19 protein-coding genes are annotated in these 25142 nt (G+C 66.8%); 4 read left to right on the forward strand and 15 right to left on the reverse strand.

Translation table 11 applies throughout. The features are described from left to right. Positions 1–289 precede the first annotated feature (289 nt). From hxlB to R2N01_RS03300, 5 genes are all read right to left on the reverse strand, one after another. The gene (hxlB, locus tag R2N01_RS03280) at positions 290–850 is read right to left on the reverse strand and encodes a 6-phospho-3-hexuloisomerase (RefSeq protein WP_316668434.1); all 561 of its coding nucleotides are present in this window, start codon (positions 848–850) and stop codon (positions 290–292) included. Between the two features lie 9 nt (positions 851–859). After that, the gene (gene hxlA / locus R2N01_RS03285) at positions 860–1498 is read right to left on the reverse strand and encodes a 3-hexulose-6-phosphate synthase (protein ID WP_316668436.1); all 639 of its coding nucleotides are present in this window, start codon (positions 1496–1498) and stop codon (positions 860–862) included. Positions 1499–2164: 666 nt separating this feature from the next. Then, positions 2165–3646 carry an MFS transporter gene (locus R2N01_RS03290; RefSeq protein ID WP_316668438.1) on the reverse strand — a complete coding sequence of 494 codons (1482 nt, stop codon included), beginning with the start codon at positions 3644–3646 and terminating at the stop codon, positions 2165–2167. Between the two features lie 151 nt (positions 3647–3797). After that, positions 3798–5273, reverse strand: a complete 1476-nt coding sequence (locus tag R2N01_RS03295) for a CCA tRNA nucleotidyltransferase (RefSeq protein WP_316668439.1) — start codon at positions 5271–5273, stop codon at positions 3798–3800. A gap of 88 nt (positions 5274–5361) precedes the next feature. Continuing rightward, positions 5362–6774 carry a mechanosensitive ion channel family protein gene (locus R2N01_RS03300; RefSeq protein ID WP_316668441.1) on the reverse strand — a complete coding sequence of 471 codons (1413 nt, stop codon included), beginning with the start codon at positions 6772–6774 and terminating at the stop codon, positions 5362–5364. A 790-nt stretch (positions 6775–7564) separates the two neighbouring features. Between R2N01_RS03300 and R2N01_RS03305 the strand changes: the two genes are divergently transcribed. After that, positions 7565–8452: a fructose bisphosphate aldolase gene (locus R2N01_RS03305; RefSeq protein ID WP_316668442.1), complete on the forward strand. Its 888-nt coding sequence runs from the start codon at positions 7565–7567 to the stop codon at positions 8450–8452. Between the two features lie 53 nt (positions 8453–8505). Here R2N01_RS03305 and R2N01_RS03310 read toward each other — a convergent pair whose 3' ends face one another. Both R2N01_RS03310 and R2N01_RS03315 read right to left on the reverse strand, forming a co-directional pair. Further along, positions 8506–9723: an Ig-like domain-containing protein gene (locus R2N01_RS03310; RefSeq protein WP_316668444.1), complete on the reverse strand. Its 1218-nt coding sequence runs from the start codon at positions 9721–9723 to the stop codon at positions 8506–8508. A 224-nt stretch (positions 9724–9947) separates the two neighbouring features. Further along, positions 9948–10652, reverse strand: a complete 705-nt coding sequence (locus tag R2N01_RS03315; protein WP_316668445.1) for a YigZ family protein — start codon at positions 10650–10652, stop codon at positions 9948–9950. 52 nt (positions 10653–10704) lie between these two features. Here R2N01_RS03315 and R2N01_RS03320 point away from each other — a divergent pair, with 52 nt between their 5' ends. Then, positions 10705–11214 carry a nitroreductase family protein gene (locus R2N01_RS03320; RefSeq protein ID WP_316668447.1) on the forward strand — a complete coding sequence of 170 codons (510 nt, stop codon included), beginning with the start codon at positions 10705–10707 and terminating at the stop codon, positions 11212–11214. Positions 11215–11269: 55 nt separating this feature from the next. Here R2N01_RS03320 and R2N01_RS03325 read toward each other — a convergent pair whose 3' ends face one another. From R2N01_RS03325 to R2N01_RS03340, 4 genes are all read right to left on the reverse strand, one after another. Further along, on the reverse strand, positions 11270–13858 hold the full coding sequence (locus R2N01_RS03325) for a glucosaminidase domain-containing protein (RefSeq protein WP_316668450.1): 2589 nt from the start codon (positions 13856–13858) through the stop codon (positions 11270–11272). 214 nt (positions 13859–14072) lie between these two features. Next, complete coding sequence (locus R2N01_RS03330) at positions 14073–16112, reverse strand: DUF6541 family protein (protein ID WP_316668452.1); 2040 nt, start codon at positions 16110–16112, stop codon at positions 14073–14075. A gap of 235 nt (positions 16113–16347) precedes the next feature. Continuing rightward, entirely contained in the window at positions 16348–16716 is a 369-nt protein-coding gene (locus R2N01_RS03335; RefSeq protein WP_316668454.1) for a DUF2304 domain-containing protein, read from the reverse strand. Between the two features lie 5 nt (positions 16717–16721). Continuing rightward, on the reverse strand, positions 16722–17393 hold the full coding sequence (locus R2N01_RS03340) for a glycosyltransferase family 2 protein (protein WP_316668455.1): 672 nt from the start codon (positions 17391–17393) through the stop codon (positions 16722–16724). A 109-nt stretch (positions 17394–17502) separates the two neighbouring features. Between R2N01_RS03340 and galE the strand changes: the two genes are divergently transcribed. After that, complete coding sequence (gene galE / locus R2N01_RS03345) at positions 17503–18498, forward strand: UDP-glucose 4-epimerase GalE (protein WP_316668457.1); 996 nt, start codon at positions 17503–17505, stop codon at positions 18496–18498. Between the two features lie 51 nt (positions 18499–18549). Here galE and R2N01_RS03350 read toward each other — a convergent pair whose 3' ends face one another. Next, entirely contained in the window at positions 18550–19824 is a 1275-nt protein-coding gene (locus R2N01_RS03350; RefSeq protein WP_316668459.1) for a hypothetical protein, read from the reverse strand. A 119-nt stretch (positions 19825–19943) separates the two neighbouring features. On the opposite strand from R2N01_RS03350, the gene R2N01_RS03355 reads away from it, so the two are divergent. Then, positions 19944–20825 (forward strand): glycosyltransferase family A protein, encoded by an 882-nt coding sequence (locus R2N01_RS03355; protein WP_316668461.1) that lies wholly within the window; start codon positions 19944–19946, stop codon positions 20823–20825. Positions 20826–20834: 9 nt separating this feature from the next. Here the strand turns inward: R2N01_RS03355 and R2N01_RS03360 are convergent, their stop codons facing one another. From R2N01_RS03360 to rfbB, 3 genes are all read right to left on the reverse strand, one after another. Then, the gene (locus R2N01_RS03360) at positions 20835–22862 is read right to left on the reverse strand and encodes a GtrA family protein (RefSeq protein WP_316668462.1); all 2028 of its coding nucleotides are present in this window, start codon (positions 22860–22862) and stop codon (positions 20835–20837) included. Further along, a complete protein-coding gene (locus R2N01_RS03365) occupies positions 22859–23611 on the reverse strand; it encodes a glycosyltransferase family 2 protein (protein WP_316668463.1) in 753 nt (250 codons plus the stop codon). The genes R2N01_RS03360 and R2N01_RS03365 overlap by 4 nt, the downstream gene beginning before the upstream one ends. A gap of 374 nt (positions 23612–23985) precedes the next feature. Continuing rightward, positions 23986–24984, reverse strand: a complete 999-nt coding sequence (gene rfbB, locus R2N01_RS03370; protein WP_316668464.1) for a dTDP-glucose 4,6-dehydratase — start codon at positions 24982–24984, stop codon at positions 23986–23988. Positions 24985–25142 lie beyond the last annotated feature (158 nt).

Genomic DNA, 25142 nt, shown 5'->3' on the forward strand with positions numbered 1-25142 from the left:
GATGACGAACACCACCGGGCGACGGGAAACGGCGCGGCCGATAAAAGCGAACATGAGGCTCCTTGGTGCAGATTATTTTCCGAGTTGACGTGACGGGCGAGGGCTGGGTGCGGTCCTGATCGATGGCGTGAACCATTGGAGCGAGGGATCAGGATGATGACAGGATGATGATGTGCGCGACCGGGTGATCGGCGCTCCGGCGGGCGGGTCCCGGACCAGTGGCGTGTCCTGACCGGAGACTCGTGTGCACACTGCGGTGAGAGAACTGCTTGCACGCATCGTCATGGGCTTATTCCAAGTTGGCATGTCGGGCCCGCATCATCTCGACGCTCTGGGACATCGCGTCACGCAGCAGCATGACGAGAGCGTCACAGGTGAGCCAGGCCATCTGCTCGAAGAGGGATCCTGAGAACTGTTCGGACACGACGGGCGTGTCGACCTGCTCTGCCAGATGGGTTCTTCCCGGCAGGACGATGCGGTGGGACGCCATTTGGGCTATGGGACCCTGTGGGTTGAGCGTGATCGTTGCGAGTGCGGCGTTCTGGGCGCATGCCTTCTCCGCCATGACACGCAGGCCGGCTGTGGCCCCCGAGCCGGAGATGATGATCAACAGATCGTCGGCTGTGATGGGTGGAGTCGTCGGTTCCCCGACGAACGAGACGTTGATCCCGAGGTGGAGCAGGCGGTTCGACAACGCGCGGGCGACGAACCCCGACCGTCCGGCGCCGCAGACGAAAACGCCTTTTGCGCTCTGACAGGCTTCGCACAACTCGATGACTTGTCCTTGGTCGACATGCGCCGAGGCCCGGGTCAGCTCGTCGATGATGATGGTGAGTTCGGGTAATGGCATGCTGGTGCCTCATGAGGGCGTGTTGACGAGGGCTTCGTGCAGACAGCGGGCTGTCGCCACAGGATCCTTGGAATGGGTGATGCTGGATCCGACGATGATGACTTCCGGTCCGAGCCCGGCGTAGGAGGACACGGTGGCGGGAGAAATTCCACCTGCGACTGCGATCTTGGAGTGTTTGGCGCACTCCGTCAGCACTGCGAGATCTTCGAGGGGGGTGCGTCCCTGCGCTTGTTGATCGACTCCGGTGTGGACTCCCAGACAACGCACTCCGATGTCCTCCAGCTCTGCGACGCGGCCGGGTATGTCGAACTGACAGATCATGTCAACATACACGTGGCGGTGATGTGCTGCCGCGGCTTCGACGCACCCCCTGATGGTGCTGGTGTCCGTGACGCTCAGCACAGTGCAGTAATCGGCCCCCGCCTCGTAGGCGAGGGTCGCCACGTACGCGCCGACGTCCATGATCTTCGTGTCGGCCAGTATTTCAAGATGTGGGAATTCCTTGCGGTAGTGACGCACTGGTTCCAGCCCGTACCTGGTGATCATGGGTGTGCCGACCTCAATGATGTCTATGAACTCCTGAACTGCGGTGATCAGCGCTGTCGCGTCGCCGAAATCCATGTCATCCAATGCGAGCTGGAGCTTCATGATAGTCCTTTCGGGGGTGTTTGACGTATCAGAAGAATACGCAGGTTTCGGTTATCGGTGTAACCGGCAAGTGAACCTACAAGCTGCAATATGAACGCGTCAAGAGGCTTCGCCTGATTTAAAACAAGGGAAAATTGAGGGTTGCGGTAATTCTTCAATAGTGTTACAATGAAGCTTTCCCGAAGTTCCGCGATTGCAAGACTTCTCCCGGGAAGGCGCGTTCGGGCGAGTTTTTGATGATTTTGATGGAAAATTGGTGGAAAAGACGCGGATCATGTTGGGCGGGCCGCCCGGGGAGCCGCATGGGCGAGGAACGGGCACCTGCCGAGGGGGCGCCCTGGGGAGGCTCATGGCCGTCACTAAGGGAAACGTATTAGGGGGGAATCGGGGTCCGGGAGCCGGGCCCGGGTCCTCGGGGGCGCATGGTTGTCGGCTCTTCGCGCTCAGGAGCGCTGGAGCCGATTGTGGGTCCGCCGGTGTGGAGAGGGGGCCGCGGGCGGTGCGGCGTGCCCAGGGAGGAGCCCGCCCCTGTGGCTCCGCCGGGTCCGGGCCTCGTGCGGAGCACGGCGGCGGGTCTTGTCCGAGGCCCCGGACCCGGCGGCCTTGGCGGGACCCGGTGGCAGGTGCACCGGTGCGGGCCATCGGGGTGCAGGCCGCCCCCGCCGCTCACGCCGCCGGGGCCGAACAGGCGCCCTTTCCCAGGGTGACGCGGTCGAAGACGGCCAGCGCCGTCGAGGTGGCGATGAACACGGTGATGGCCGCGTAGGAGCCGGCCAGTGCCGTGTCCCATCCGGTGGACAGCATCGAGTAGAAGATGGCGGTGGTGACCGCGTTGCCGATGGCCGTGGCCATGCGTTCGGTGGTGGACTTCACACCGCCTGCGACGCCACCCTCGGTGGAGGGGATCTCGCTCATGGACAGGGTCTGGTTGCAGCCGGTCATGCAACCACTGCCGAAGCCGATGAGCGTCAGCGGGAGAACCAGCCACCAGAAGCGGGCGTGGGCCGCTTCGATGATGTGGGCGGTGACGGCTGCGCCGATCACGCCGATGGTCATGCACGACAGCCCGGCGATGACGATGTTGCGGCCTCTGGCGAGCGCCATGCGCCCGGTCAGGAGCGAGGTGACCGCCGTGATGACCGCGTAGGGGAAGCCGAGCATGCCGGTCGCCAGGGCCGAGGCGCCCATGCCGTTCTGGAGGAACAGGGCGGCCAGGATGAGCACGGACGTGCTACCGAGGAATTGCGTGCCGCTGATGGCGGTGCCATGGGTGAAGGAGCGGTGGCGGAAGATCGCCAGGTCGACCATGGGCTGGCGTCCGCGGGCCTTGTAGGCGCGCTCCCAGCGCACCCACAGGAGCAACAGGGCGATGGCCAGGACGAGCAGGCCGAACGAGGGGCCCGTCTTGAGGATGAACGGCAGCATGACGCACAGCACGGCGGCCATGAGCAGGACGACGGCCACCGGGTCCAGGTCGAGGCGCTGGGCCCGGGCGGCGCCCGCGCGTCTGTCGCTGGCACGGCGTCGTTCGGTCTCGAAGGGGAACCATCGCGTGGCGAGGGCGACGCCGATGATGCCCAGCGGGAAGGTCCAGATGAAGCTGGCGCGCCAGCCGATGTCCGGTCCCGCTGCGCGGATGATGAGGCCGGTCAGCAGCGGGCCGGCGGTCACCGATGCTGAGATGACCAGGCCGAAGACGCTGAAGGCCTTGGCCCGGGCCTGACCCTTGAAGTACTGCTGGATCATGCCGATCGTCTGCGGGTTGTAGATGCCGGCGCCGAAGCCCTGGACGAGTCGGGCGAGGTTGAGCAGTTGCGGACTGGCGGCCAGGCCGCAGGCCAGTGAGCCGAGGCTGAAGATCGTCATGCCGGTGATCCACACCGACCCGCGTCCCAGCGCGTCGCCGATGCGTCCGGCGGCGACCAGGACCATGCCGAAGGCGAGGGCATAGCCGGAGAGCATCCACTGCACCGAGGCGTTCGAGGCGCCGATCGAGGCCTCGATCGTCGGCAGGGCGACGCTGATGGAGGAGATGGCCATCACGGCCATGGCGAGCGGGACCATCAGCACGGTGAGTACCTTGATGCGGTTGAAGACGCGAGGCTGGCCCTCGACACGGATGAGATTGTTCTCGGTGGTAAGGGTCATGGTTTCCTCCGTCGTGCTGTTGTCGGGGCGCACCGCACCGCTCGGGCCCGCCCGGCTGCCGGCCGAACGGCAAGCGGTCCTCTGGGCCGCAGCGGTACATATTCTTACCGAAGAACAGCCGTGTCTAGGGTGTTCGCAGAATATGGGACGGTCAGTGGAGCCGCCCGTCCCACCATTTCCTGAGTTCGGCGGTGGCGCGCTCGACGCCCAGCGGGCCCTCGTCCATGCGCAGGCCGAGCAGGTGCCTGTAGGCCATGCCGACCTCGCGGCCCGGGCCGATGCCGAGGATCTGCATGATCTGGTTGCCGTTCAGGTCCGGGCGCATCGCGTCGAGCTCCTCCTGAGCGCTCAGCTCGTCGATGCGCGTCTCCAGCTCGTCGTAGGCGCGGCGCAGGCGCTCGGCCTTGCGCCGGTTGCGCGTGGTGCAGTCGCTGCGGGTGAGGATGTGCAGGTGCTCCAGCTGGTCGCCGGCGTCGCGGACGTAGCGGCGCACGGCCGAGTCGGTCCAGGACTGGTCCCCGTAGCCGTGGAAGCGCAGATGCTGTTCGATGAGCTGGCTGACCGCTTGGACCACGTTCTTCGGGTAGCGCAGGGCCCGCAGGCGCTTGCGGGCGAGCTTGGCGCCGACGATGTCGTGGTGGTGGAAGGTGACCTTGCCGTCCTCCAGGGCGCGGGTGGCGGGTTTGCCGATGTCGTGCAGCAGCGCGGCCAGACGGATGACCAGATCGGGTTCGTGGTCCGGGTTGGATCGTCCGTCCTTGCAGTCGCGGGCCTTCTCCAGCGCGATCGCCTGGTCGAGCACGGTCAGGGAGTGCTCGTAGACGTCCTTGTGCCGGAAGTGCTCGTCGCGCTCCAGGCGCATTGCCGGAAGTTCGGGCAGAATGACGTCGGCCAGTCCCGAACCGACGAGCAGGTTCAGGCCCGGGCGGGGAGTATCGGCCAGCAGCAGTCTGCTCAGCTCGTCGCGCACGCGTTCGGCCGAGACGATCGAGATGCGTTCGTGCATGCCGGTCATCGCGTTGAAGGCGGCGGGCTCGATGCTGAAGCCGAGCTGGGCGGCGAAACGGGCCGCGCGCATCATGCGCAGCGGGTCGTCGCTGAAGCTGACCTGCGGGGTACTCGGCGTGCGGAGCACCTTGGCGGCCAGGTCCTGCAGGCCGCCGTGCGGGTCCACGAAGGTCTTGCCCACGACGTCGACGGCCATCGCGTTGACGGTGAAATCGCGGCGGACGAGATCTTCGGCGATGTTGTCGCCGAAGGCCACGACGGGCTTCCGGGACTCCGGGGAGTAGGCGTCGGCCCGGAAGGTGGTGACCTCGACGACCCACTCGCGTCCGTCCGACCTCTTGCTGGCGCCGACGGTACCGAACTCCTTGCCGACCGTCCAGACCGAGTGGCTGAAGGAGCGCAGCAGCTCCTCCGTGCGATCGGGCCCGGCCGAGGTGGTGAAGTCGAGGTCGTGCCCCAGGCGACCGAGCAGCGCGTCGCGTACCGAGCCGCCGACCAGGTAGAGCTCCTCGCCGGCCTTCTCGAAGAGCCGGCCCAGTTCGTCGGTCAGCGGCGTGATGCGCAGCAGCTCGGCGACGGCGTGGCGCTGGGTCTGCGACAGGGCGGCATGGTCGGACACATCGGTCCAGTCTAACCGGGGCGGGCCGCATGGCAGCGGCCGAGGCCAGCCGCGCTCACCGGTGCCGGGGTCCTGACCCTGGTCCTGCTCAGCCGTCGACGCTGTCGACGCGCGGCAGCTGATGGGTCGAGTCGGACTGGCCCGCTCCTGCGGACGCCTGATCGGCCTCCACGGGCGAACCGCTCTGCGCGCCACTGCGGGGGGTCTTCCGTGCGCTGCCCCGAGAAGAGGACGCCTGGGCGGCCGGACGACGGCGGGTGGTCCTGGGGCGGTGCTCGGTCTCCTCGGCGACGGTCGAGGGGTCCAGGGCGATCGTCTTCTCGGCGGCCATGTTGTGGCCGGTGTCGCCGGCCGAGACCCAGCGCACCTGGCTGTTGGCCGAATCCTCCAGCCACTGGCGGGCACGAGCGACGGCCGGTGCGGAAGCGGCAGGGACCTCCTTCTGCTCGGCCTGCCCGGCAGTGGCGGCCGACCCCGGTTCGGCCGGAGGGCGTCCTCCGGTGCGCCGCCCGTCCGTCCCACCGCCCGTACGGGGGGCTGCCATCGCCTGGGCGGCCTGCTCGGCGCGATGGTCGCGGGCGGCCTTGCTGAGCGGGTGGCGCTTCTGCCCGGGCTGGGCCGGCGCGGGCTCCTCGTTCTTGGGCGGCAGCGCCAGGATCGCCTGACGCGGGGTGCGTATGCCGGCGCGTCGCATGGCCGCCAGGATGCGGCTGCGGATCTCGCGTTCGACGGCCCACTGCTTGTTCGCCGGGCAGGAGATGAGGATCTGGTAGAGGGCGGCGTTCTCGTCCAGCGAGTTCAGGCCGAGCACGTTCGGGGCCTCGAGCATCTGGTTGTGCCAGTCGGGCTCGGCGTCCATGCGGGCGCAGGTGCGCCGCAGCAGCTTGATGACGGCCGCCGGGTTCTCGTCGATGCTGACGGGGATGTCGATCGTCGACTTCGAGAAGCCCTGGGAGACATTGCACACGGTGGTGACCTCGCCGTTGCGCAGGTACCAGACTTGGCCGTTGAAATCCTGCACCTCGGTGACGCGGAAGCCGACGGCCCGCACGGTGCCCTTGATGTCGTCGACCTCGATGATGTCGCCCACGCCGTACTGGTCCTCCATGATCATGCAGATGCCGTTGAAGAAGTCCTTGACCAGGCTCTGCGCGCCGAAGGCGATGGCGATGCCGACGACGCCGGCCGACGCGATGGCCGGCATCACGTTGATGTTGATCGAGTTGAGCACCATCAGCACGACCACGATGATGATGAGCACGTCGGTGATCGACTTCAAGACGGTGCCGAGTGTCCTGGCCCGTTGCGCGGCCCGGTTCGTGTTGATGCCGTCGGTGGTGATGTCGTGACCGGCGCGCTCGGACTGCCGTTGGCCCGCATGCTTGATGAACTGGTCGATCAGACGGCGCAGCACGAAGCGGATCACGACCGCCAGCGCGAGGGTGACGGCTATCTCGATGAGAGTGTTCGGCCAGACGAACTCGATGTTCAGCGGCAGCACGCGTGTCCTCCTGAACTGATTGGCTGTGCGCCCGGCGGGTCAGTGGTGCGCCCGCCGGTCCGCAACCATTGTTGCGCGGTCGGCTGCGCACCGATCGCGGAGACTCCAGGACGAGGGGTGAACCCAGGGCGATCTGGGCCCGTGGCGGCAGAGGGGCGGGGTGATTCGCCCGGACCTCGGTGCATCCCGGCCCCGCGAGCCCGGCCCCCTCGAGGCCCCCGGCTGGCTTCCCCGCCGTTGCGCGATGATCGGTGACGGAGCGCTCCGGCAGGCGTTCGGGCTGGACGCGGGTCCGGTCCCGATGCCGTTGGCGTCGTCGTGGCATCGCTGGGCGGGACTCGGCGCGAGGGCGTACGACGTCGTCGATCTGTCAGTATTGACATGACTAAGGGCATAGCTAGATATCAGTAGAAGCGTGTACACGTCTACAAGGTTGCACTGCGACGCGGCAGGGGCCGTGGGCTCGCCGACCGCTGCACGCCCGGGCCCCGCCCGCCGGCTCGGCCCGTGCGGCGGGCCGTTCACCTTGCCAGCCTGCCAGCGATTACCGGCGCCCTCACCGCGGGAGACGACGGCCCCGGACCGACTGCGGACAGGGGCGGGGTGTCATGCCCGCAGCGAACGGCATGGATTCGCCGCACCCGTTCGGCCTGGATCGATCGGGTGCTCCGGTGCGAGCGTGCGGGGTCTCCCGATCGGATGGCCTTCTCGCGTAGGCTTGTACCCATCGGCGCCACGTATGACGTCGGCCCCAACGGTGGGGCCAGATCAACCAGCATGGAGGTCGACAATGAATCAGCAACAGCAGGAGCGCATGGGCAGCGGCCGGGGTTTCATCGCGGCTCTCGACCAGTCGGGCGGCTCCACTCCCAAGGCGCTGCGGCTCTACGGCATCGACGAGAGCGCCTGGGGCACCGAGGAGCAGATGTTCGACCTGGTGCACCAGATGCGCACCCGCATCATCACGAGCCCCTCGTTCACCAGCGAGCACATCCTTGCCGCGATCCTGTTCGAGCGCACCATGGAGAGTGCCGTCGAATCCATTCCGACGGCCCAGTTCCTGTGGGAGCGCAAGGGCATCGTGCCGATCCTCAAGGTGGACAAGGGCCTGGCCGACGAGGCCGACGGTGTGAGGCTCATGAAGCCGATGCCGGAGCTCGACGGACTGCTCGACCGGGCGGTGGCCAACGGGGTCTTCGGCACGAAGATGCGCTCGGTGATCGCCGGATGCAATGAGGCGGGCATCAGGGCCATCGCCGCCCAGCAGTTCCAGATCGCCCAGCAGATCCTGGCCAAGGGCCTGGTGCCCATCATCGAGCCCGAGGCCGACATCCACGCCGAGGACCGCGAGGCCTCCGAGCAGATCCTCCACGACGAGCTGAGGGCCCATCTCGACGACCTGTCCGAAGGCCAGCAGGTGATGTTCAAACTGTCCATCCCCGTCAGGGACGACCTCTACGCCGACCTCATCGCCGACCCGCGCGTGCTGCGCGTCGTCGCGCTGTCGGGCGGCTACACCCGTGAGGAGGCCTGCGAGCATCTGGCCCGTAATACCGGGGTGATCGCCAGCTTCTCGCGCGCCCTGTCCGAGGGCCTGTCGGTGAACGACACCCGGGAGGAGTTCGACGCGAAGCTCAAGGAGTCCATCGAGGAGATCGCGGCCGCTTCGGCCACCTGATACCGGGCTGGGGACCGCCTGATTCTGCTGGGGAACGCACCCTCGGCACGTGGTCAGGTCAGCGCGCTCTGCTGCTGCCAGCTGTCCCAGTCGTAGGTCCAGCAGCCCACGCCGTCACCGGGCTGGAAGGCCAGGTACGAACCACCGGGAGTGGTGCCGTTGAAGACGACCGGGTCGCCGATGTGGGTGATCGTCATGAGCCATGCGGCGTCATCCGGGCTGAGGTTGGTGCAGCCGTGGCTGGTGGGCGTCACGCCCTGGGAGGCGACCGACCAGCTGGCGGCGTGCAGGAACTCACCGCTCCAGGTGACGCGCTGGCAGTTGGGCACCTCGGTCTTGTAGCCCTCGGACGAGTCGGCCGGCACGCCGTAGGTGGACGAGTCCATGGTGAAGGTGTCGTACTTCTGCATGATCACCTTGGTGCCCGAGTAGGTTTCGTGCCCCACCTTGCCAGTGCTCACCGGGCAGGTGCGCAGGAGGGAACCGTCCTGATAGACGTCCATGTGCTGGGTGCCGAGGTCGCAGATCATCTCGACCCTGGTGCCGGCGATACTGATCGAGTAATCGGTGTCATCGGCCAGGTACTGCGAGTCGCCGACCTTGACGCCGGCGAAGGCCAGATGGATGTCGACGGTGGTGCCGGGGGTCCAGTACTCCTGCGGGCGCCACATGAGGATGCGGTTCTCGACCCACCCCCACGAGCCGGTCTGCTCGGGGGTGACGGTCACGCTGGCCTGCTTCTCGATGGCGGCGCGGTGCTCGGCCTGGTCCACCGTGTCGGAGAACTGGATGTACACCGGCATGGCCACGCCGAGGTCGTCCTGGGCGTAGACCGGCTCGTAGACGAGCGTGTCGACGTAGGCGGTGGTGATCGACTGGGTGAGGGTGACAGCCTGGTTCCTCGAGTCGGTGACGTCGACGGCCACCGTGTACTGCGTCTCGGGCCAGAAGGCCCGGTCGCCCTTCCAGGTGGTGCCGTCGAGCTGGCCGGTGTAGACGGCGCCGTCCGAGTCGGTGACCTTGACCGCCACGGGCGTGCCGTTGGTGACGTCGATGGTGAGCGCGTCGTCGGGCAGGACGGCATCGGTGCCGTGCGCGCTGGTGACGGTGACGGTGGGTGAGGCCGTGCCTCCGGCCCCCGCCGATCCGCCCGAGGCGCCGTCCGGGCTGGCGGCGCACGACGACAGGCCGATCGCGCCTGCACCGGCGGCCGCCGCAGCGATGACACCGCGGCGGGTAAGACGCGGATCAGTGTGCTGTGTGGTGGGCATCCGAACTCCGAATCGACGGTCTCCTCGCGCCGCCGGCGTTGCAGCTGGCCGGGCACGGGCGCACCGTGGGATGGGCCACGTGCACCGTCAGTGATGATAACCCGCGGATTTGTCGAGAAAGGCGCGTTCGACCGCAGTTTATTGACCGTTCAGGCAGTGTAAGGGTTTTCCCGCTCGTCGAAGCCATATCCCTCAGCGAAAACTCAGGGTATTTTAAAGAATTTTTAAAGGAGGCGCGACGGCATGTCTCCACCGTTCGAGGGCTCGGCGGGGGACAGCGCGTGGGAGACCCAGCGCGTTCCCGCGGAGTCAACGCGGCCCACGCCCGAGGTGAGCGCGGCGATCGTCCCGATGGTCGTCGTGGTGTCGGCGGGGCAGGCGACGTGCACCGTTGGGCCGGCCGGATCGTCCCAGACGGTATCCAGCACTTCCAGGGTGCCGCGCAGGACGGCCTCCAGACGTCCGGCGTCGGCCGGCGGCAGGTGGACGTCGAGCAGGGCGCGCTGCTCATGGAGGAGCATCGGGGTCAGGCGCAGAGCCTGCGTGACGGCTCCGCCGTAGGCGCGCGTCAGGCCCCCGGCCCCGAGCTTGACGCCGCCGAAGTAGCGCACGACGACGGCCAGGACGTTCGACAGGTCCGCCTGCCCGGTGGCGGTGACGTGGTTCGACAGGGCCTGCATGATCGGTGCTCCGGCCGTTCCGGCGGGCTCGCCGTCATCACTGGAGTGCGCGCTGTCGCGCCCGGCCCCCAGCAGATAGGCGTTGCAGCAGTGCCGGGCGTCGTGGAACTCATGACGCAGATCGCTCAGGCGGACGCGGGCCTGCCCTTCGTCCTCCACGGGGAGGATGCAGGCGATGAACCGCGAGCGCTTGACGCCGACCTCGTGGCGACTGGGGCCGGCGGGGGACACGTAGCGGTCGGCGGGCATGGCCCCAATCCTGCCATCGACCGAGGGGCCGGTTCGTGGCTAACGTGGTGGCATGAACGAAATGACTCCCCTTCTTTCCGGGCGATGGAGCCCGCGGGGCTTCGACCAGACGCATGTGCTGGGTTCCGAGCAGGTCGAGTGCATGCTGCAGGCCGCGCGCTGGGCGCCGTCGGCCATGAACCGTCAGCCATGGGCCTTCGTCGTGGGACGCCGGGGCGAACCGGTCTACGAACGCCTTGAGAAGGTGATCAGGGGCGTGTCCGACTGGGCCCTTGGCGCGTCCGCCCTCGTCCTGGCCGTTTACCGCACGGAGGGCAGTGAGCCCGACTACGCCCTGTACGACCTGGGCGGGGCAGTGGCCCATATGAGCATCCAGGCCGAGGCGATGGGGCTGCACGTGCGCCAGTTCGCCAGCTACGACCACGAGGGGGCGCGCACCGAGTTCGGCATCGGCCGGGATTGGACGCCCGTCACCGTGCTCGCCGTGGGCATCCCGGCGCCGGAGGCGGCTCCGGTCGGGCGCGAACGCAAGGCTGTGGCCGATCTCACGCCCTGGCAGTGAGCCGAGAGCGGCGGACCGGGCATGCACCCGGCCCGCCGCCCGGGGCCGGTCCCGGTCAGGCGTTGTACTGATACAAGTTGTAACTGCTCATGATGTTGATCACCTTCGTGGAGTAGTTCGGATCGGTCGCGTAACCGGCTCTGGCCACCTGACGGATGAACTCGTCGGGGTCCCCGCTGTAGTTGAAGGCGTTCGCGTAGCGACTGTTGTGCGTCAGGAAGTAGCCGTGGTCCAGGAACGAGTCGGTCGCCGAAGTGTAGGTACGGAAGCTGCTCGACAGGATCTGGTACGAGGAATTGATGTACTCGCCGCTGTTCATGTTGACGCAGCCGGCCTGGTACGGACTCGAGGTGCTGCACTTGATGCCGAAGTAGTTGTTGTACCGGCTCGCCAGGGTGCTGCCGCCCCAGCCGGACTCGAGGATCGACTGGCCCAGCGCGACCGAGACCGGCACGTTGTACTGCAGTGACTCGGCGACGGCTGCCGGCAGGGCCGACCGGAGGTAGGACTGTTGCTGATCGTTCAGCCCTGATGGGTTCATGGCAATCGCCTTCGTAACATTGCTCGACGAGCTCCAGACTATGGCCCCGTTCTGGAAAAGCTGATAGGCGCCCGAGCCGGAGGTCAACTCGTCACTGGTGGGGTAGCCCAGGGAACCGTTCTCGAACCCCGTGTTCTGCCACATCCACCGGATGGCGCCGACGCTGATGTGGGCTCCGGTGGCCTGGTTCCAGAGGATGGCTCCGCCCTGGTAGTTCTGGTAGCAGCCGCCGTCCTTGAGGTCGCAGATCTCGTCGGTGGTGGGGTAGCCGAGGCGGCCGTTCTCCCAGCCGGTGGCCTCCCACTCGTCCTTGATCGCGCCATGGGTCGCATGGGCGTTCGTCGCGGTCGACCAGTGGATGGTCCCGCCCTGGAAGCCCTGGTAGCAGCCGCCGTCCTTGAGCGTGCAGACCTCGTTCGAGGTCGGTAGACCCAGGTAGCTGTGTTCATGGCCCAGGGCCGCGTATTCGTATCCGATGCCCCCGTGGACGGTGTAAATGGTGCCGTTGGTCGAGACGTAGATCGAGCCGTGCGCGAAATTCGTCTGGCGTCCGCCCGTGACACCGTGCTCCATCTCGTAGACGACGCCGTAAGCGCCGCTCTCACCACCGGCCGCCCGCCAGGTGTCGTAGATGGTGGAGTACGTCTTGCCGCTGACCCGGGCCGCGACGGCATTGCGGATCTCGGCCATGCGATTGGTCACATTCGTGCCGGGGCACTCGGTGCTCATCACGTCGCCGTGACGGAAGATGACGTTGATCGTCCTGCCACCGAGGCCGACCGTGCCGAGCGGGTTGAGGTAGTTGTTGGCTATCTTCCAGGCGATCAAGTCCTCCAGCGAGTTCAGCATGGAGCTGGAGGGCTGCGCCGTGTTGGAATTCATCATCAGGCTGACGCCGACGGTCTCCCAATTCCAAGTGGTGGCGTGGGCGCCGTGCACAGGATAGGTCGGGCCGCCGCCCTTGCCCTCGAAGATCTGGCCGTACTGGTCGACGAGGAAATTGTAGCCGATGTCGCACCAGCCCAGCGTCACCTCGTGGTAGTACTGGATGCCGCGCACGATGGATGCGGATTGGCCGGCCGTGTAGTCATTGCTTCCAGCAGTGTGGTGCACCGCCACGGCACGGATCGTGTCGGAGTTCGCCTCGCAGCCGTCCTGGGCGATGGCGCCCCACTGGCTGCGGGTGATCATGTTCGGCTGGGACACCGAGCCGTTCGTCGACATGACGGTGTTCCTGGCAGCGCTGCCGGATACCGATGAGGTGCCGACCCTCGTGGTCGGATCGGTGCTCTGGGCGGGTGTGTTGATGAGCACGGCCTCCATGCCCTCGGCTCTGGCGCCGGCCTGGCCCGTCGCCTGGACCTCGACGGCGGTGGAGTCCTCGACGTAGATGGCGCCGGTGGCCTTCTGCTCGGTCTCCTCCTGGTCGGGGGTGATGTCGTACCACTCGCTCCAGCCGTCGGCCGTCAGGGTGCGCACGTGCAGGCCGAGGCCATCGCCGTCCAAGGCGTTCCACGTCACGCCGACCATCGAGAAATCACCTGCACCGCCGGTCCGGATGTCCTCCAGAACGGTGGTGCCATCGGCGGTAGTGGGCGTGGATGAGGCGTTCGGGCCCACTGGGGCCGATGCCGTTCCAGTGGGCCCGGTGGTCGGCTCCGCCGAACCACTGGCAGTGGCGCTCGGGCTCTGGGGGGCTCCGGCCTGGCTTGCGGAGCCCTCGCCGGTGGTCTCGCTCGATGCGTCGGGCGGGGCCGGGGACGAGGAGCTGGTCATGCTGCTCGGGTCCTTGATGGCGATCTCGTCCGAAGGGTTCGCGATGGTTGTCGACGTGACCAGCCCTGAACTGTTCGTCCCGGTGATGACGGCCTCGGCGGTGTCGATGTTCTCCAGCGGCTCCGAGCCCTCGGCCGGGATCTCGCCGGCCTGGCCGGAGACGTCCTCGGCGGTCCCGGTCTGGGAGCCGGGGGATGCGGTTGAATTCTGGTCAGCGGGCGTCGCGGTGGGATCGGCCGATGCCAGTGGTGCGGCCGTCATGGTGACGGCCGCGAACACCGAGAGGGATACCGCCCACCTGCGCCGCAGAGTTGTCCTGCCCGACATGAAACTCCTTGTTCGTGCTTCTTGAGAAGTACGCCCGGCCGGGGGCGGCACCGGGCCAGGGTAGTTTCAGTCAACGAATCAACCTGTGCAAAAGAAGGTCTGAACCCTCACCTGAGGGTTCAGACCCCGTCGGGGCGGTCATCCGCACACGTCCGGCACCGGGGCGCCGGGGCCAGTGGTTCAGACCCCGTCGGGGCGGTCATCCGGGGCCGGCTCAGCCGCAGCCTGTGATGCGGTAGAGGACCGCATGGCCCTCGCGGGCGACGACCTCGAAGCCGGGGCTGTGCGCCAGTGAGCTGAAACCGGGGTATTTCGACGCGAGAGCGCCGTGGTTCACCTCCCGCCTTCCGAAGTCGAGCGCGTAGTCGACACCCAAGTCGTTCAGGGCGGTGCAGACCTCGGGGTCAGTGGCCACCTCGTCCAGGTGCTTGTTGATGACCGTGATGTCAGCGGTCCATGTGTAGGTGATGTGCGTTGTCGTGGTCGTTACGTTCTCCAGCGCATAAGCCATGGAGGCGCCGTTGTACGGCGTGGTGGCGACCACTGCTCCGGGTGGGAGCAGATCGGGCAGGCGCTCGATGAGCGCGAGCTCCTGGGAGTCCACCAGTTGCGCATTGCTCGTCATCTGGTACTGGAGTCTCCCGTGGCCCACGGCCTGTCTCACCGCCGTGCCCGAGCACTGGGTGAGGCCGAACAGGATCGCCACCTCGACGATGATCAAGACCGGTTCGATCCATGTCGTGGGCTGGTGTCCCCGTGCGGTCCACGTCCTGGTGGCCCGGACCACCAGGACGGTGCCGAGCCGTGAGGCGCCGAGGACCGCTAGGGGCAGTGTGGTGACCGGCAGCGTGTCCGCGATGCGGTGGGGATCGCTGTAGAAGCCGCCTACGAGACTGGTGCGCAGGGGGTTCCGTTCCCAGGAGGAGATGACCACCCAGAAGAAGACGACGACCGCGTGCGCGGCGAGCATCCAGACGTGACGCCTGGTTGTGACCACTCGCACCGCACCGGCCACGGCCAACGCCCCGATGACCCATGCCGGAGTCGATCCCAGCGGGGCGGCGAGGAGCGCCTCGCCCAAGGCCTGGGCCGTCGACTGGATGGGCGGCCAGGCGTCGCGATCGGCGGTGGGTTGCAGCAACGGCCACAGCACCACCACCACCGCCGTTGTGACGAGGAAGATCACCGGTGGGGCCCAGATCTCCAGTCTTCTTCGCCCGCGCCATCCGTGCACGACCCGTATCAGCGTCCAGACCAGCATGGCGGGCAGGAGTACGAGGCAGTAGGACAGGAAGGAGCTCGGATGCGTCAGCGCGACGCCGCCGGCGGCGAGCGTGCAGAGCACGACCCCTCGTCCTGCGGGGACCCTCCCGGTCCCCAGGCCGAGCACTTGGATCGTGATCGTTACGGCTCCCGGCAGCAGGGCGATCCCGAAGAAATTCGGGTAGAGGACCCCGAAGCTGATCGGGTCGAACGGGAAGCTGGGGAACCCCGCGCTGATGAAACCGGCGGCAACCACTCCCAGGGAGGAGCAGCGGAGCGCCGCGTTTGCGAGGCACAGGCAGCCGATGATCCATACGACGGCTCCGACCGCCAGGACCGCGGCATTGGTACCGACCTCGACCTCCGAGGAATGCAGGGTGAGCAGCCCCAGGGAGACCGTGTCGTGCCAGGCCATGGGATAGAATGATGGGGCCTGGTCGCCGGACGTCATGGTGATGGTCAGCGACGAGCCATTGAGATGATCGATGATCCACCGGACGGCGTTCAGGTGGAACACGTTGTCATAGGTCTGTGAGAAACTCCTCGGGTTTCCGAGGAGGATCATCAGGTTGACCGTGGTCAGCGCCGCCGCGCCGACGAAGGTGAGGAACCACAGGAGCCGGCGGGAGATCCTCACCCGGCCCAGGAGGACATCCGTCTGCCCGCTGCGGTGCGGGGTCTCAGGGGGCCGCGCGTCGTGCTTCGGCGCCTCATCGGAGGAGGCCCTGCGGGCCCGGAGGCCCCTCAGCCAGTCGTGGCCCCCGAACCCCAGGAGGAGAACGGCGGCGAGGATCGCCGTGAGGATGAGCACCGGGACGGGCCCCCACGCCAACCCCGCCTTGTCGGCGAGGATCGCTGCCAGGCTGATGACGAACGCCGAGATGGGTGCTGCCGCGCTGAGCGCGGGCACCCGCCGCAGCCTCGCGCACCGGCAGATGATGTAGCCGGGCGCGAGCAGCCATGCGATCATGACGGCCGCAAACGGGGCCAAGCCGATCCATCTCATCCGCGACCTCGACTTCCTCTGTTCTCCCGAGCGGCGCCGTGGGCCGGGCGCCCGGCCCTCCCGGCGGCGTGCCCGACCGGTCGGTGCTCATGGATACCATGCCGGACCCGGGGAGGGGCGGCTGGGACACGGGCTGCCGCCGGGATGCAGGGCCCCGCCTCCCCTGCACGGGGAGTCCTCTGCGGATGTCTGCTCCCCGGGGACGAGTGCTGGGCCACGGTCAGTCGGGCTCGGAGTCGAAGAGCTGGTTGGGGTCCGGTGCCCGGGCGATCGCCACGGCCCTGGCGAGCTGGGTGATGTCGCGGTTCTGGCTGATCGCGGTGCGCCGGGCCGCGATCATGTTCCCCACGACGAGCACGACCAGCGCGTAGAGCACCAGATCGGCGCCGCGGCCGATGCCCACCAGATGGGCGATCGCGGTGAGCCATTGGGGCATGATCACGAACACGATGCCCGCGACGAGCAGCAGGACGAGCATGATCCGGCGCACCGCCCGTCCGCGGGTGTTGGGGCGGGGCACCAGCAGCAGCATCGCCAGCAGGGCGAAGGCGAGTAGCAGGATGATTTTGATGACGATCTGACCGGTCATGGAGCTCACCCCAGGAAGAGGTCGAAGAGGATGTTCACGGAATTCCACAGGGACTGGCCCTTGGCCCGCGAGTAATCGGTGTACAGCACGTGCACCGGGTGCTCCCGGTAGACGAGCCCGTGGGCCGCGATCTCGCGCAGGAACTCCGAGCCGTGGGCCATGCGGTTCTGGTGGATGCGGATCGTGCCGGCCGCGTGCCTGTTGAGCGCGCGCAGGCCGTTGTGGGTGTCCGTGACATCGAGTTTCGTGCTGAACCGTTCGAAGAGCACGGCCGTCTTGAGCACGAGCTTCTTCAGCGCGCCCGCCTCGACGTTCTCGTCGAGGAATCGTGAGCCCAGGATGACGTCGAGTTCGGGCTCGGCGCGCATGCGCTCGACCATCGCTGCGGCGTCGGAGACCTGGTGCTGGCCGTCCGAGTCGAAGGTGATGAAATAATTCGCCGCCCGATCGCGCAGTGCGTAGTCCAAGCCGGTTTGCAGGGCGGCGCCCTGGCCGAGGTTGATGGGATGCGAGACGACGACCGCGCCGGCCTCGCGGGCGACCCGGGCGGAGTCGTCGGACGAACCGTCGTCGACGCAGACGATCTTCGGGAAAACCTCGAGGGCACCGCGGATCACGTCGCCGACGACGGAGCCTTCGTTGAACAGAGGCACCACCAGCCAAGCATCATTGAGCACGGTTCTCCTCAATCCAACGGCGTGCGTACGAGCTGGATCCTATCAGCCGGTCCACCGTCAATGCGTGGTATGCCGGGCCGCTCGGGGGACTTGCTGCAATACTTGACGAATGCGGATCCTCATCACCGGCGGCGCCGGCTACATCGGCAGCACGATCGGTTCGGCCGCGCTCGACGCGGGCCACGAGGTCGTGGTCGTCGACGATCTGTCGCAGGGACGCGCCGAGTTCTGCGCCGACCGCGAGTTCATCCAGGGCGACATCGGCGACAGGACCCTGATGGGCAGGATCCTCGACGAGCAGCACATCGACGCGGTAGTCCACTGCGCCGCGCACATCGTCGTGCCCGAGTCGGTGGCCGAACCGTTGCGCTACTACGAGAACAATGTCGGCAAGACCCTTGATCTGCTCGAGGTCATGGGCGCCCACGGCGTCAACGACCTCGTCTTCAGCTCCTCGGCCTCGGTCTACGCCGATCCCACCGACGGTTTCGCCGTCACCGAGGACGATCCCACCGCCGCCGACTGCCCCTACGCCTGGACCAAGCTCATGATGGAGCAGATGCTCGAGGACGTCTCGGCGGCCTCGGCGCTGCGCCCGGTCATCCTGCGCTACTTCAACCCTCTCGGTGCCGATCCCTCGCTGCGCAGCGGCCAGCAGCGTCCGCACCCCACCAATGTGCTGGGCAGGATGATGGACGCCTGGGCCGAGGGCGGCACCTTCACCATCACCGGCTGCGACTGGGGCACCCACGACGGCACCGGGATCCGCGACTACATCCATGTCTGGGATCTGGCGCAGGCCCACGTGGCGGCCCTGGAGAAGCTGCACGGGCTCGTCGACGACGAGCACCCCTATCGGGTGATCAACATCGGCACCGGGCGGCCGATGAGCGTGCGCGAACTCGCCGGCGCCTTCCAGCAGGCCACCGGTACCCCGCTGGACATCGTCGAGGGTCCGCCGCGTCCGGGTGATGTCATCGGTGCCTACGCCCGTACTGATAGGGCCGCGCGGCTGCTCGGCTGGCGTTCGCGGTTGAGCGTGGCCGACGGCATCCGCGACGCCTTGGCCTGGCTGCCTAAGCGCAGGGAGCTGCTCGGCTACTGAGAGCGCACCCGTGTGAACCGGCCGCCACCGCCGCCTGGCGGGCCGACTCCCTCAGGCCGCCCTGCGGAGCCCGAGCAGGTGGACCGAGGCCCCGATCAGGGGGCCGAGGAGTAGCGCGATGCACACGCGCACCGGCAGGGTGAAAGGCAGGAGGAGCAGCAGCGTCGAGGTCAGGGCGGCCAGCAGCCAGCCAGCGCTGAACCACGCGTGAGCGCTCACGGCCACCGTCGCAGTGCCCGTCAGCGTGATGACGGCCAGCGGCACCGCTGCCAGCGTGAGACCGGCAAAGGTGGCGCCGGTGGCGATGATCGAGGGATCGTAGAGGACACGTAGTACCCACGGACCGACGAAGAACATGAGCGCCGCGCAGACAGCGCCGAGCGCCACGATCAGCATGAGCGGCCTGGCCAGGGCCTTCATCAGGCTTCCTTGGTGGTTGAGGAAGGCGGTGATGGCCACGCCCTGGAAGGCCTGCAGCGGGATCATGATCGGCGAGCGGGTGAGCGAGATCGCCGTGATCGTGCCAGCCAGGAGCCCCGCCTCCTCGTGGGGGGAGGTCAGCTTGATGATCGTCGGGAAGGCCGTGATAAGGATGGCCGTTGAGGTGGACGAGAGCATCGACAGCAGGCAGTTGTGGACGAAACGGCCCCAGCCGACATCGGCATGCGCGCCCAGGATGCGCCGGCCCCTGCGAGTGGGGGCGAGCAGCAGGATCCAAGTGAGGCTGGCCAGCACGCAGGCCGTTTCGGCGCCGAGCAGACCCGTGCCGATGACGGCCGCCGTGATGACGAGCCCCAGCCGGCTCATGGCATCCAGGATCATGAGCCAGGAGAACTTGGGCCACTCGTTGAGGCCCGAGGCGGCGCCCAGCCAGGTCTGGTAGAGGCCGTAGAGGATGAGTCCGACGGCCACCAGGTAGATGACGTGGGGCATCGAGTCATCCACGAGGCGCGGGCCCCACCACGGTGAGGCGAGGCAGACCATCAGCGCGGTGCACGCTGACAGGACCAGCCCGGCCCTGAACACCGGGACGCCGGGCCTCGAGGAGGGATCCGCAGTTAGGGCCGACTCGTGGGAGTTCACGGCTCTAGTGGTCTCGTTCTGCATCCCGTTGACGATGCCGTAGACGCCGAACAGGAGCGCCCAGAAGACCATGAACGATGCATAGGACCCAGCGTCGCCGTCGCGCACGAGACTGCGCGCGGCGATGATCGTGATGAGCAGGGTCGAGACGGCAGCCGAGGCGGAGGCCACCAGGATCCCGGTCGTCCGGCCCCTGCTCAGGCCGATACCCTCGTCGGGCTGTGCTTCGGGGCCATCGGGCATGACTGGCATCCTAGTGCACGCCCATGAACGCTCCAGCGCGTCGGTTCTTGTAGGTTTGGTCTTGTAGGTTTAGAGCGCCTAGCTCCTCCACGCCCAGCTCCTCCAAGAAGGGTTCTCTCATGACCGTTGATGTCCTGTTCCCGTACTACGGCGATGTCGAACTCATGAAACTCGCCGTACGCAGCGTTCTGCGCCAGACCTACACGGACTTCAGACTGATCGTCGTTGATGACGGGTACCCGGACGAATCGATCCCCGGTTGGTTCGCCTCGCTTGACGATCCGCGCATCAGTTATGAGCGCAACGAGCACAACTTAGGCGCCAACGCGAACTACCGCAAGTGCGTCGACAAAGCCACCAACGAACTCATGGTGATGATGGGCGCTGATGACGTCATGTTGCCCAATTATCTCGACTGGCTCGTCTCGCGGGCGGAGGAGCATCCCGAGGTGACGATCTTCCAGCCCGGCGTCGTCGTGATCGACCAGAACGGCGCTTCCGGTCGCGGTCTCGTCGACACCCTGAAGGACGCCTACCGTCCGCGCGGCTCCGGCGTGCGGGTGCTCTCGGGCGAGACACTAGCCGTCTCGCTGCTCCGCGGGAACTGGATGTACTTCCCGTCACTGGGCTGGCGCGCCAGCATGGTGCGGAAGACCGGATTCCGCCAAGGCTACGACGTCGTCCAAGACTTGTGCTTGGCGCTCGACGTGGTCATGGAGGGCGGCAGCCTGCTTCTCGATGACGAATTCGCATTCATGTACCGCCGTTTCTCCGGATCGGATTCCTCGGTGCGCGCCCTCTCGGGCACCCGCTTCGGCGAAGAGCGCCGCTTCTTCGAGGCCATGGGCGACGAGATGGCCGCACTCGGTTGGGGGCGGGCTGCCCGTGCCGCTCGCCTGCACCTGTCCTCCCGCCTGCATGCCGGTGCCCTGTTGCCGAAGGCCGTGCTCAAGGGCAACAGGGAGGGCGTGCGCAATTTTATTGATCACCTAGTGAGGTAGGCCGGGGCGTCACGGTCGTGAGCAGATCAGGACATTCTGGCTGGAGAACAGCACCTCGCCGGTGCATCGGATGTCCGAGCCATCCGCCAAGGGGGTGCGAAAATCGCGTGCATCTTCGGTGCCCAGGAGGATCATCGCCATGTGCGAGGTCATCACGTCGACCGTGGGGGGCCCGACGCCCGGTGTGTTCATGGTCGGGACATCAGAGAGGATCAGGATCTCCGGTACGTGCCACATGCCGTAGTTCGGGATCGACGGGGTGACACCGGAGTCGTCGAGATAAGCGGCGGCCGCCCGCTGGTCGATGAGCCGTTGGCGCTCCGTCGTCGATGCGGCTTCGTGCATGCCCTGCCAGGCCGCGAACGCGACCATCAACAGACAGAAGATCTTCTCGGCCCAGAACCAGAACCGCGCCCAGGCCGTGGTGGAGCGACGGAGTGACTGGAAGGCGGCGAACATCGCCATGACCATGATCGGGAGCCCCAGCATGATAGTCGGCATGCCTTGGCGCGGGCTGTCCTGGGTTGATTTCATGATCCACGTGTAGAGCAGCGTCCCGGCCCCCAGCAGCACGCCGCCGAACAGCGCGGTCAGAATGGCCCGCTGCTCGCGCTCGGCGGCCCTGGCGCCGCCCACCATGGCGAGTGTCACAAGGAGGATGATGGCTAGACCGAGGACGAGATAGCCGCCGAGGGACATGATCGATCCCAGACCGCCGAATCGTGCGAGGTGGGGGGAGGCGGCGGTGCTTTGCGAGCTCACGAACTCCAGCAGCTCGTCGAGATTCCTCCGCCATGCTGTGTACGAGCCCAGGCTGACCAAGACGTAGACCTCGAACAGCACAGTGGGCAGGATCGCCCCCAGGACACCCAGCAGTGCCTTCCTCAGGGGGAATCTGCGATCAATAGTCCACCGGGCCACCAGCCAGGAAAGCATGACGGTGAAGCCGACTTCGACGAAGTTCGCCTTCGTCTGCACGGCCAGCCCGGCCATCAGTCCGGCGAGGAAGGTCCGATCCTTCGAGGAGAGCGCGAGCACGGCCGCGAAGATGAATGTGACGGCGGTGAACTCACCGACGAAGCGTCCGACGGTGAGCGACTGAGTGAGCAGGTCGTTCGCCATCGCCACGTGGATGAGCAGCGGTGAGCAGAGGGTTGCCAGGGCCGCCCAGCGGTTGAGGTTCCTATAGGCCAGCCGCCAGATGGAGAACAGGAACAGGGAGAAGTAGCTCAGCGGGACCAGGCGGACGAACCACAGCGTGCCGTTGCTGATTCTCCAGAGGAGACCGGCGGGCAGGAGGAGGCTCGGGCCGGTGGTGATGAATGGGTCGAACGGGCACAGGGTCGTGCCCGTCCGCCAGCCGTAGGTGGCATAGCCATCGCCAGCGGCCAGGTTCCTGGCGACTTCCAGGTTGTAGGCCTCGTCGAACTCGAGGCCCGAGCGGGCCTCGTGGACGAAGAGAACGACGTAGACAGCGAGCACGATCGTCAGGAGTGCGCCGTGGATGATCGGTAGGGTCCAAGCGGGAGCGTTGGCGGCGGAGAATCTCGAGTTCTTCCTGCCCGTCCCCTCGATGGTGCGGAAACTCCAGAACCGGTTCGCCAGGAATTGGAACAGGACGACAGGGGGCATGGTGATCAGCTTGGCGATTATTGGGTCCATGCCGGCGCCATGCGTGAGAATGGCCAGTAAGGATGTCGACAATGCCAACCCGCTGAGCCCGACGGTGAAGAATCGGACGCCTCTCTTGAAGATGTTATCCCGCGTCCTGAAAGTGATGCGAGAATTGAGCAGGAAGCTCACCAGAATTCCGGTCAGGACCGAAATCATGTTCGCGGCGACCGGCACATGTGACAATGGTGTGAAATGCACCATACCGGTGTAAATCAGAAAGTCTGAGATGGCACCCAAGCCCCCGAGGAGACCATAACTTATGAGTTGTCTGAGAAAACGCCACCATGCGGAGAGGGGCTTTCCGAGAATCAATCGGTCCGGCGAAGATGAGGTAGCCCCGTCGGGTGCGGGCGCATTGCTCATTGATGCTTCTCCGGGCCGGGGGCGAACCACTGCCTGGCGGCGTCCGCGCAGAAGCGGACGAAGCGTCTCGTGGGCAGGTTTCTGCGTCTCTGGCCCCATGTGGTGCCATTAGTGGTCTCACCGCGCCGGTCGAGGGACTCGACCGGCGCCTCGATGATGGTGAATCGTCTCCTCCGGCTCTGGGCCGAGATGATGAGATTCGGGGTCATCGCGTTGTCAGGCAGCAGGTCGAGCATGGTGCGCAGGGCCTCGGGACGATAGGCGCGAAGGGGCGTATTCGCGTCGTGCGGGCTGCGATGCGAGCGCAGGCGCACGAGAACGCGGGTCGCGGCCGAGGTCGCGCGGCGGAACAGGGGATCGTCGCGGTGGGTGCGCATGCCCTCGACTACGTCGGCGCGGCTGACGGACAGGATGTTGCACAGCTCAAGCATCTCGCTCGCCCGGAACTGGCCATCGCCGTTGACGGCTAGGATGATGTCCCTGCCGGTTCCCAGACCTGCTCTGAGGGCTTTGATAGTGGTGGGGCCATGACCCGCGTTCGGTGTCGACCGGATGACACGGGTGTGGGAGGATGCATCGGTACCCCAGTCGTCAATGATGTCAGCGGTACCGTCCGAGGAACAGTCATCCACGACGATGACCTCGTGATCAACGTCAGCAAAAACATCCCGGATCTCCTCGAGGAAAATAAGAATACCATCAGATTCATTGTACTCTGGCATGACGATGGCGATGGAATCAGAGTGCATGCGGTGCATTATACGTCGTCACCGGTGCTGCGAGCCATGGGTCGGCGGGGCGGAGGTGCCCGGTCCGAGGCTTTGCGGCCGGCAGGGTCGTTGCCGTCGACGCGCACCGGCTGACCCGCGCCATCCGGCTGGGTTGTCACGGATCGTTCGGCGGCTGGCCGGCGCTAGCCCGTGGATCGTGCGCCCTCTACTGGGAAAACGCGCAGCTGGCACATAATTCTGTGAATGGGCTTTGCCGTTCCCGGGGTGGACGGGGCGTCCGGATTCAGGCATTCCGCGGGGTGGTGAATTCTTTGGAGCGCTCCGAGGCGGCGGGTCCTGCGATTCCGGGGCGGTCACCGGTCACGGACGCTCACCCGCGCTGTGACCCGGGCTCACTGCCCCCGCGCCGCGCAGCTGGCCTCGACCGCCGCCTTCTGCGGACGCCACCAGTCCTCGTTGGCCCGGTACCAATCGATCGTCGCCGTCAGGCCCGCGTCGAAGTCCCGGTAAACCGGTTCCCAGCCGAGTTCAGCGCGCAGCCTCGTCGCGTCGATCGCGTAACGCATGTCGTGGCCGGGACGGTCATTGACGTGCTCGTAGTCACCGGCATCGCGGCCCATCGCTACGAGGATCTTCTCGATCACCGTCCTGTTGTCGAGCTCCCCGTCGGCGCCGATGAGGTAGGTCTGGCCGATGCGCCCCGCCTCGAGGATGCGCAGCACCGCCGCATTGTGGTCGTCGACGTGGATCCAGTCGCGCACATTGAGACCGGTCCCGTAGAGCTTGGGGCGGATGCCGTCGATGATGTTCGTGATCTGGCGGGGGATGAACTTCTCGACGTGCTGGCGCGGGCCGTAGTTGTTCGAGCAGTTGCTGATGGTGGCCCGCACCCCGAAGCTGCGCACCCAGGCGCGCACGAGCAGGTCGGAGCCGGCCTTGCTCGACGAGTAGGGGCTCGACGGGTTGTAGGGGCGCTCGGGGGTGAACCTCTCCGGGTCGTCGAGTTCGAGGTCGCCGTAGACCTCGTCGGTGGAGATGTGGTGGTAGCGCACGTCGTGGGCGCGCACGGCCTCGAGCAGGCTGAAGGTGCCCACCAGGTTCGTCCGGACGAAGGGCTCGGGGTCGTTGAGGGAGTTGTCGTTGTGCGACTCGGCGGCGAAGTGCACCACCGCGTCGGCCCTCGAGACGAGCGCGTCGACGAGCCCGCGGTCGCAGATGTCGCCGGTGGCGAGTTCGAAGCGGTCCGCGGGCAGGCCGGCCAGCGAGGCGGGATTGCCGGCGTAGGTGAGCTTGTCCAGCACGGTGACCGTGTGGTCGGTGCGCTCCAGCGCGTGGTGGACGAAGTTCGATCCGATGAAACCGGCGCCGCCGGTCACGAGCAGATGAGCCATGAGGCCAACCTTAGGGTCGGATGCTGGCCGGGAGCCGCGGCCGGCTCCGGAGTGCGTGTTCCTGTCCGGGCCCTGCATCCCCCTGAGCTCCCGGGTCCCGACTCGGTGTGCTGCGCGTTGCGGGAGCGCCTCGGCTATGTTTGGGGGAGAAATCTGTC

This window comes from uncultured Propionibacterium sp., assembly GCF_963539965.1.
Taxonomy (GTDB): Bacteria; Actinomycetota; Actinomycetes; order Propionibacteriales; family Propionibacteriaceae; genus Propionibacterium.

Bases quoted from the DNA above. Each gene is read 5' to 3' on its own strand.
- R2N01_RS03310 (WP_316668444.1), bottom strand. From the start codon at position 9,723: ATGCCCACCACACAGCACACTGATCCGCGTCTTACCCGCCGCGGTGTC.
- R2N01_RS03290 (WP_316668438.1), bottom strand. From the start codon at position 3,646: ATGACCCTTACCACCGAGAACAATCTCATCCGTGTCGAGGGCCAGCCT.
- R2N01_RS03315 (WP_316668445.1), bottom strand. From the start codon at position 10,652: ATGCCCGCCGACCGCTACGTGTCCCCCGCCGGCCCCAGTCGCCACGAG.
- R2N01_RS03335 (WP_316668454.1), bottom strand. From the start codon at position 16,716: ATGACCGGTCAGATCGTCATCAAAATCATCCTGCTACTCGCCTTCGCC.
- R2N01_RS03320 (WP_316668447.1), top strand. From the start codon at position 10,705: ATGAACGAAATGACTCCCCTTCTTTCCGGGCGATGGAGCCCGCGGGGC.
- galE (WP_316668457.1), top strand. From the start codon at position 17,503: ATGCGGATCCTCATCACCGGCGGCGCCGGCTACATCGGCAGCACGATC.
- hxlA (WP_316668436.1), bottom strand. From the start codon at position 1,498: ATGAAGCTCCAGCTCGCATTGGATGACATGGATTTCGGCGACGCGACA.
- R2N01_RS03355 (WP_316668461.1), top strand. From the start codon at position 19,944: ATGACCGTTGATGTCCTGTTCCCGTACTACGGCGATGTCGAACTCATG.
- rfbB (WP_316668464.1), bottom strand. From the start codon at position 24,984: ATGGCTCATCTGCTCGTGACCGGCGGCGCCGGTTTCATCGGATCGAAC.
- hxlB (WP_316668434.1), bottom strand. From the start codon at position 850: ATGCCATTACCCGAACTCACCATCATCATCGACGAGCTGACCCGGGCC.
- R2N01_RS03360 (WP_316668462.1), bottom strand. From the start codon at position 22,862: ATGAGCAATGCGCCCGCACCCGACGGGGCTACCTCATCTTCGCCGGAC.
- R2N01_RS03325 (WP_316668450.1), bottom strand. From the start codon at position 13,858: ATGTCGGGCAGGACAACTCTGCGGCGCAGGTGGGCGGTATCCCTCTCG.
- R2N01_RS03350 (WP_316668459.1), bottom strand. From the start codon at position 19,824: ATGCCCGATGGCCCCGAAGCACAGCCCGACGAGGGTATCGGCCTGAGC.
- R2N01_RS03305 (WP_316668442.1), top strand. From the start codon at position 7,565: ATGAATCAGCAACAGCAGGAGCGCATGGGCAGCGGCCGGGGTTTCATC.
- R2N01_RS03365 (WP_316668463.1), bottom strand. From the start codon at position 23,611: ATGCACTCTGATTCCATCGCCATCGTCATGCCAGAGTACAATGAATCT.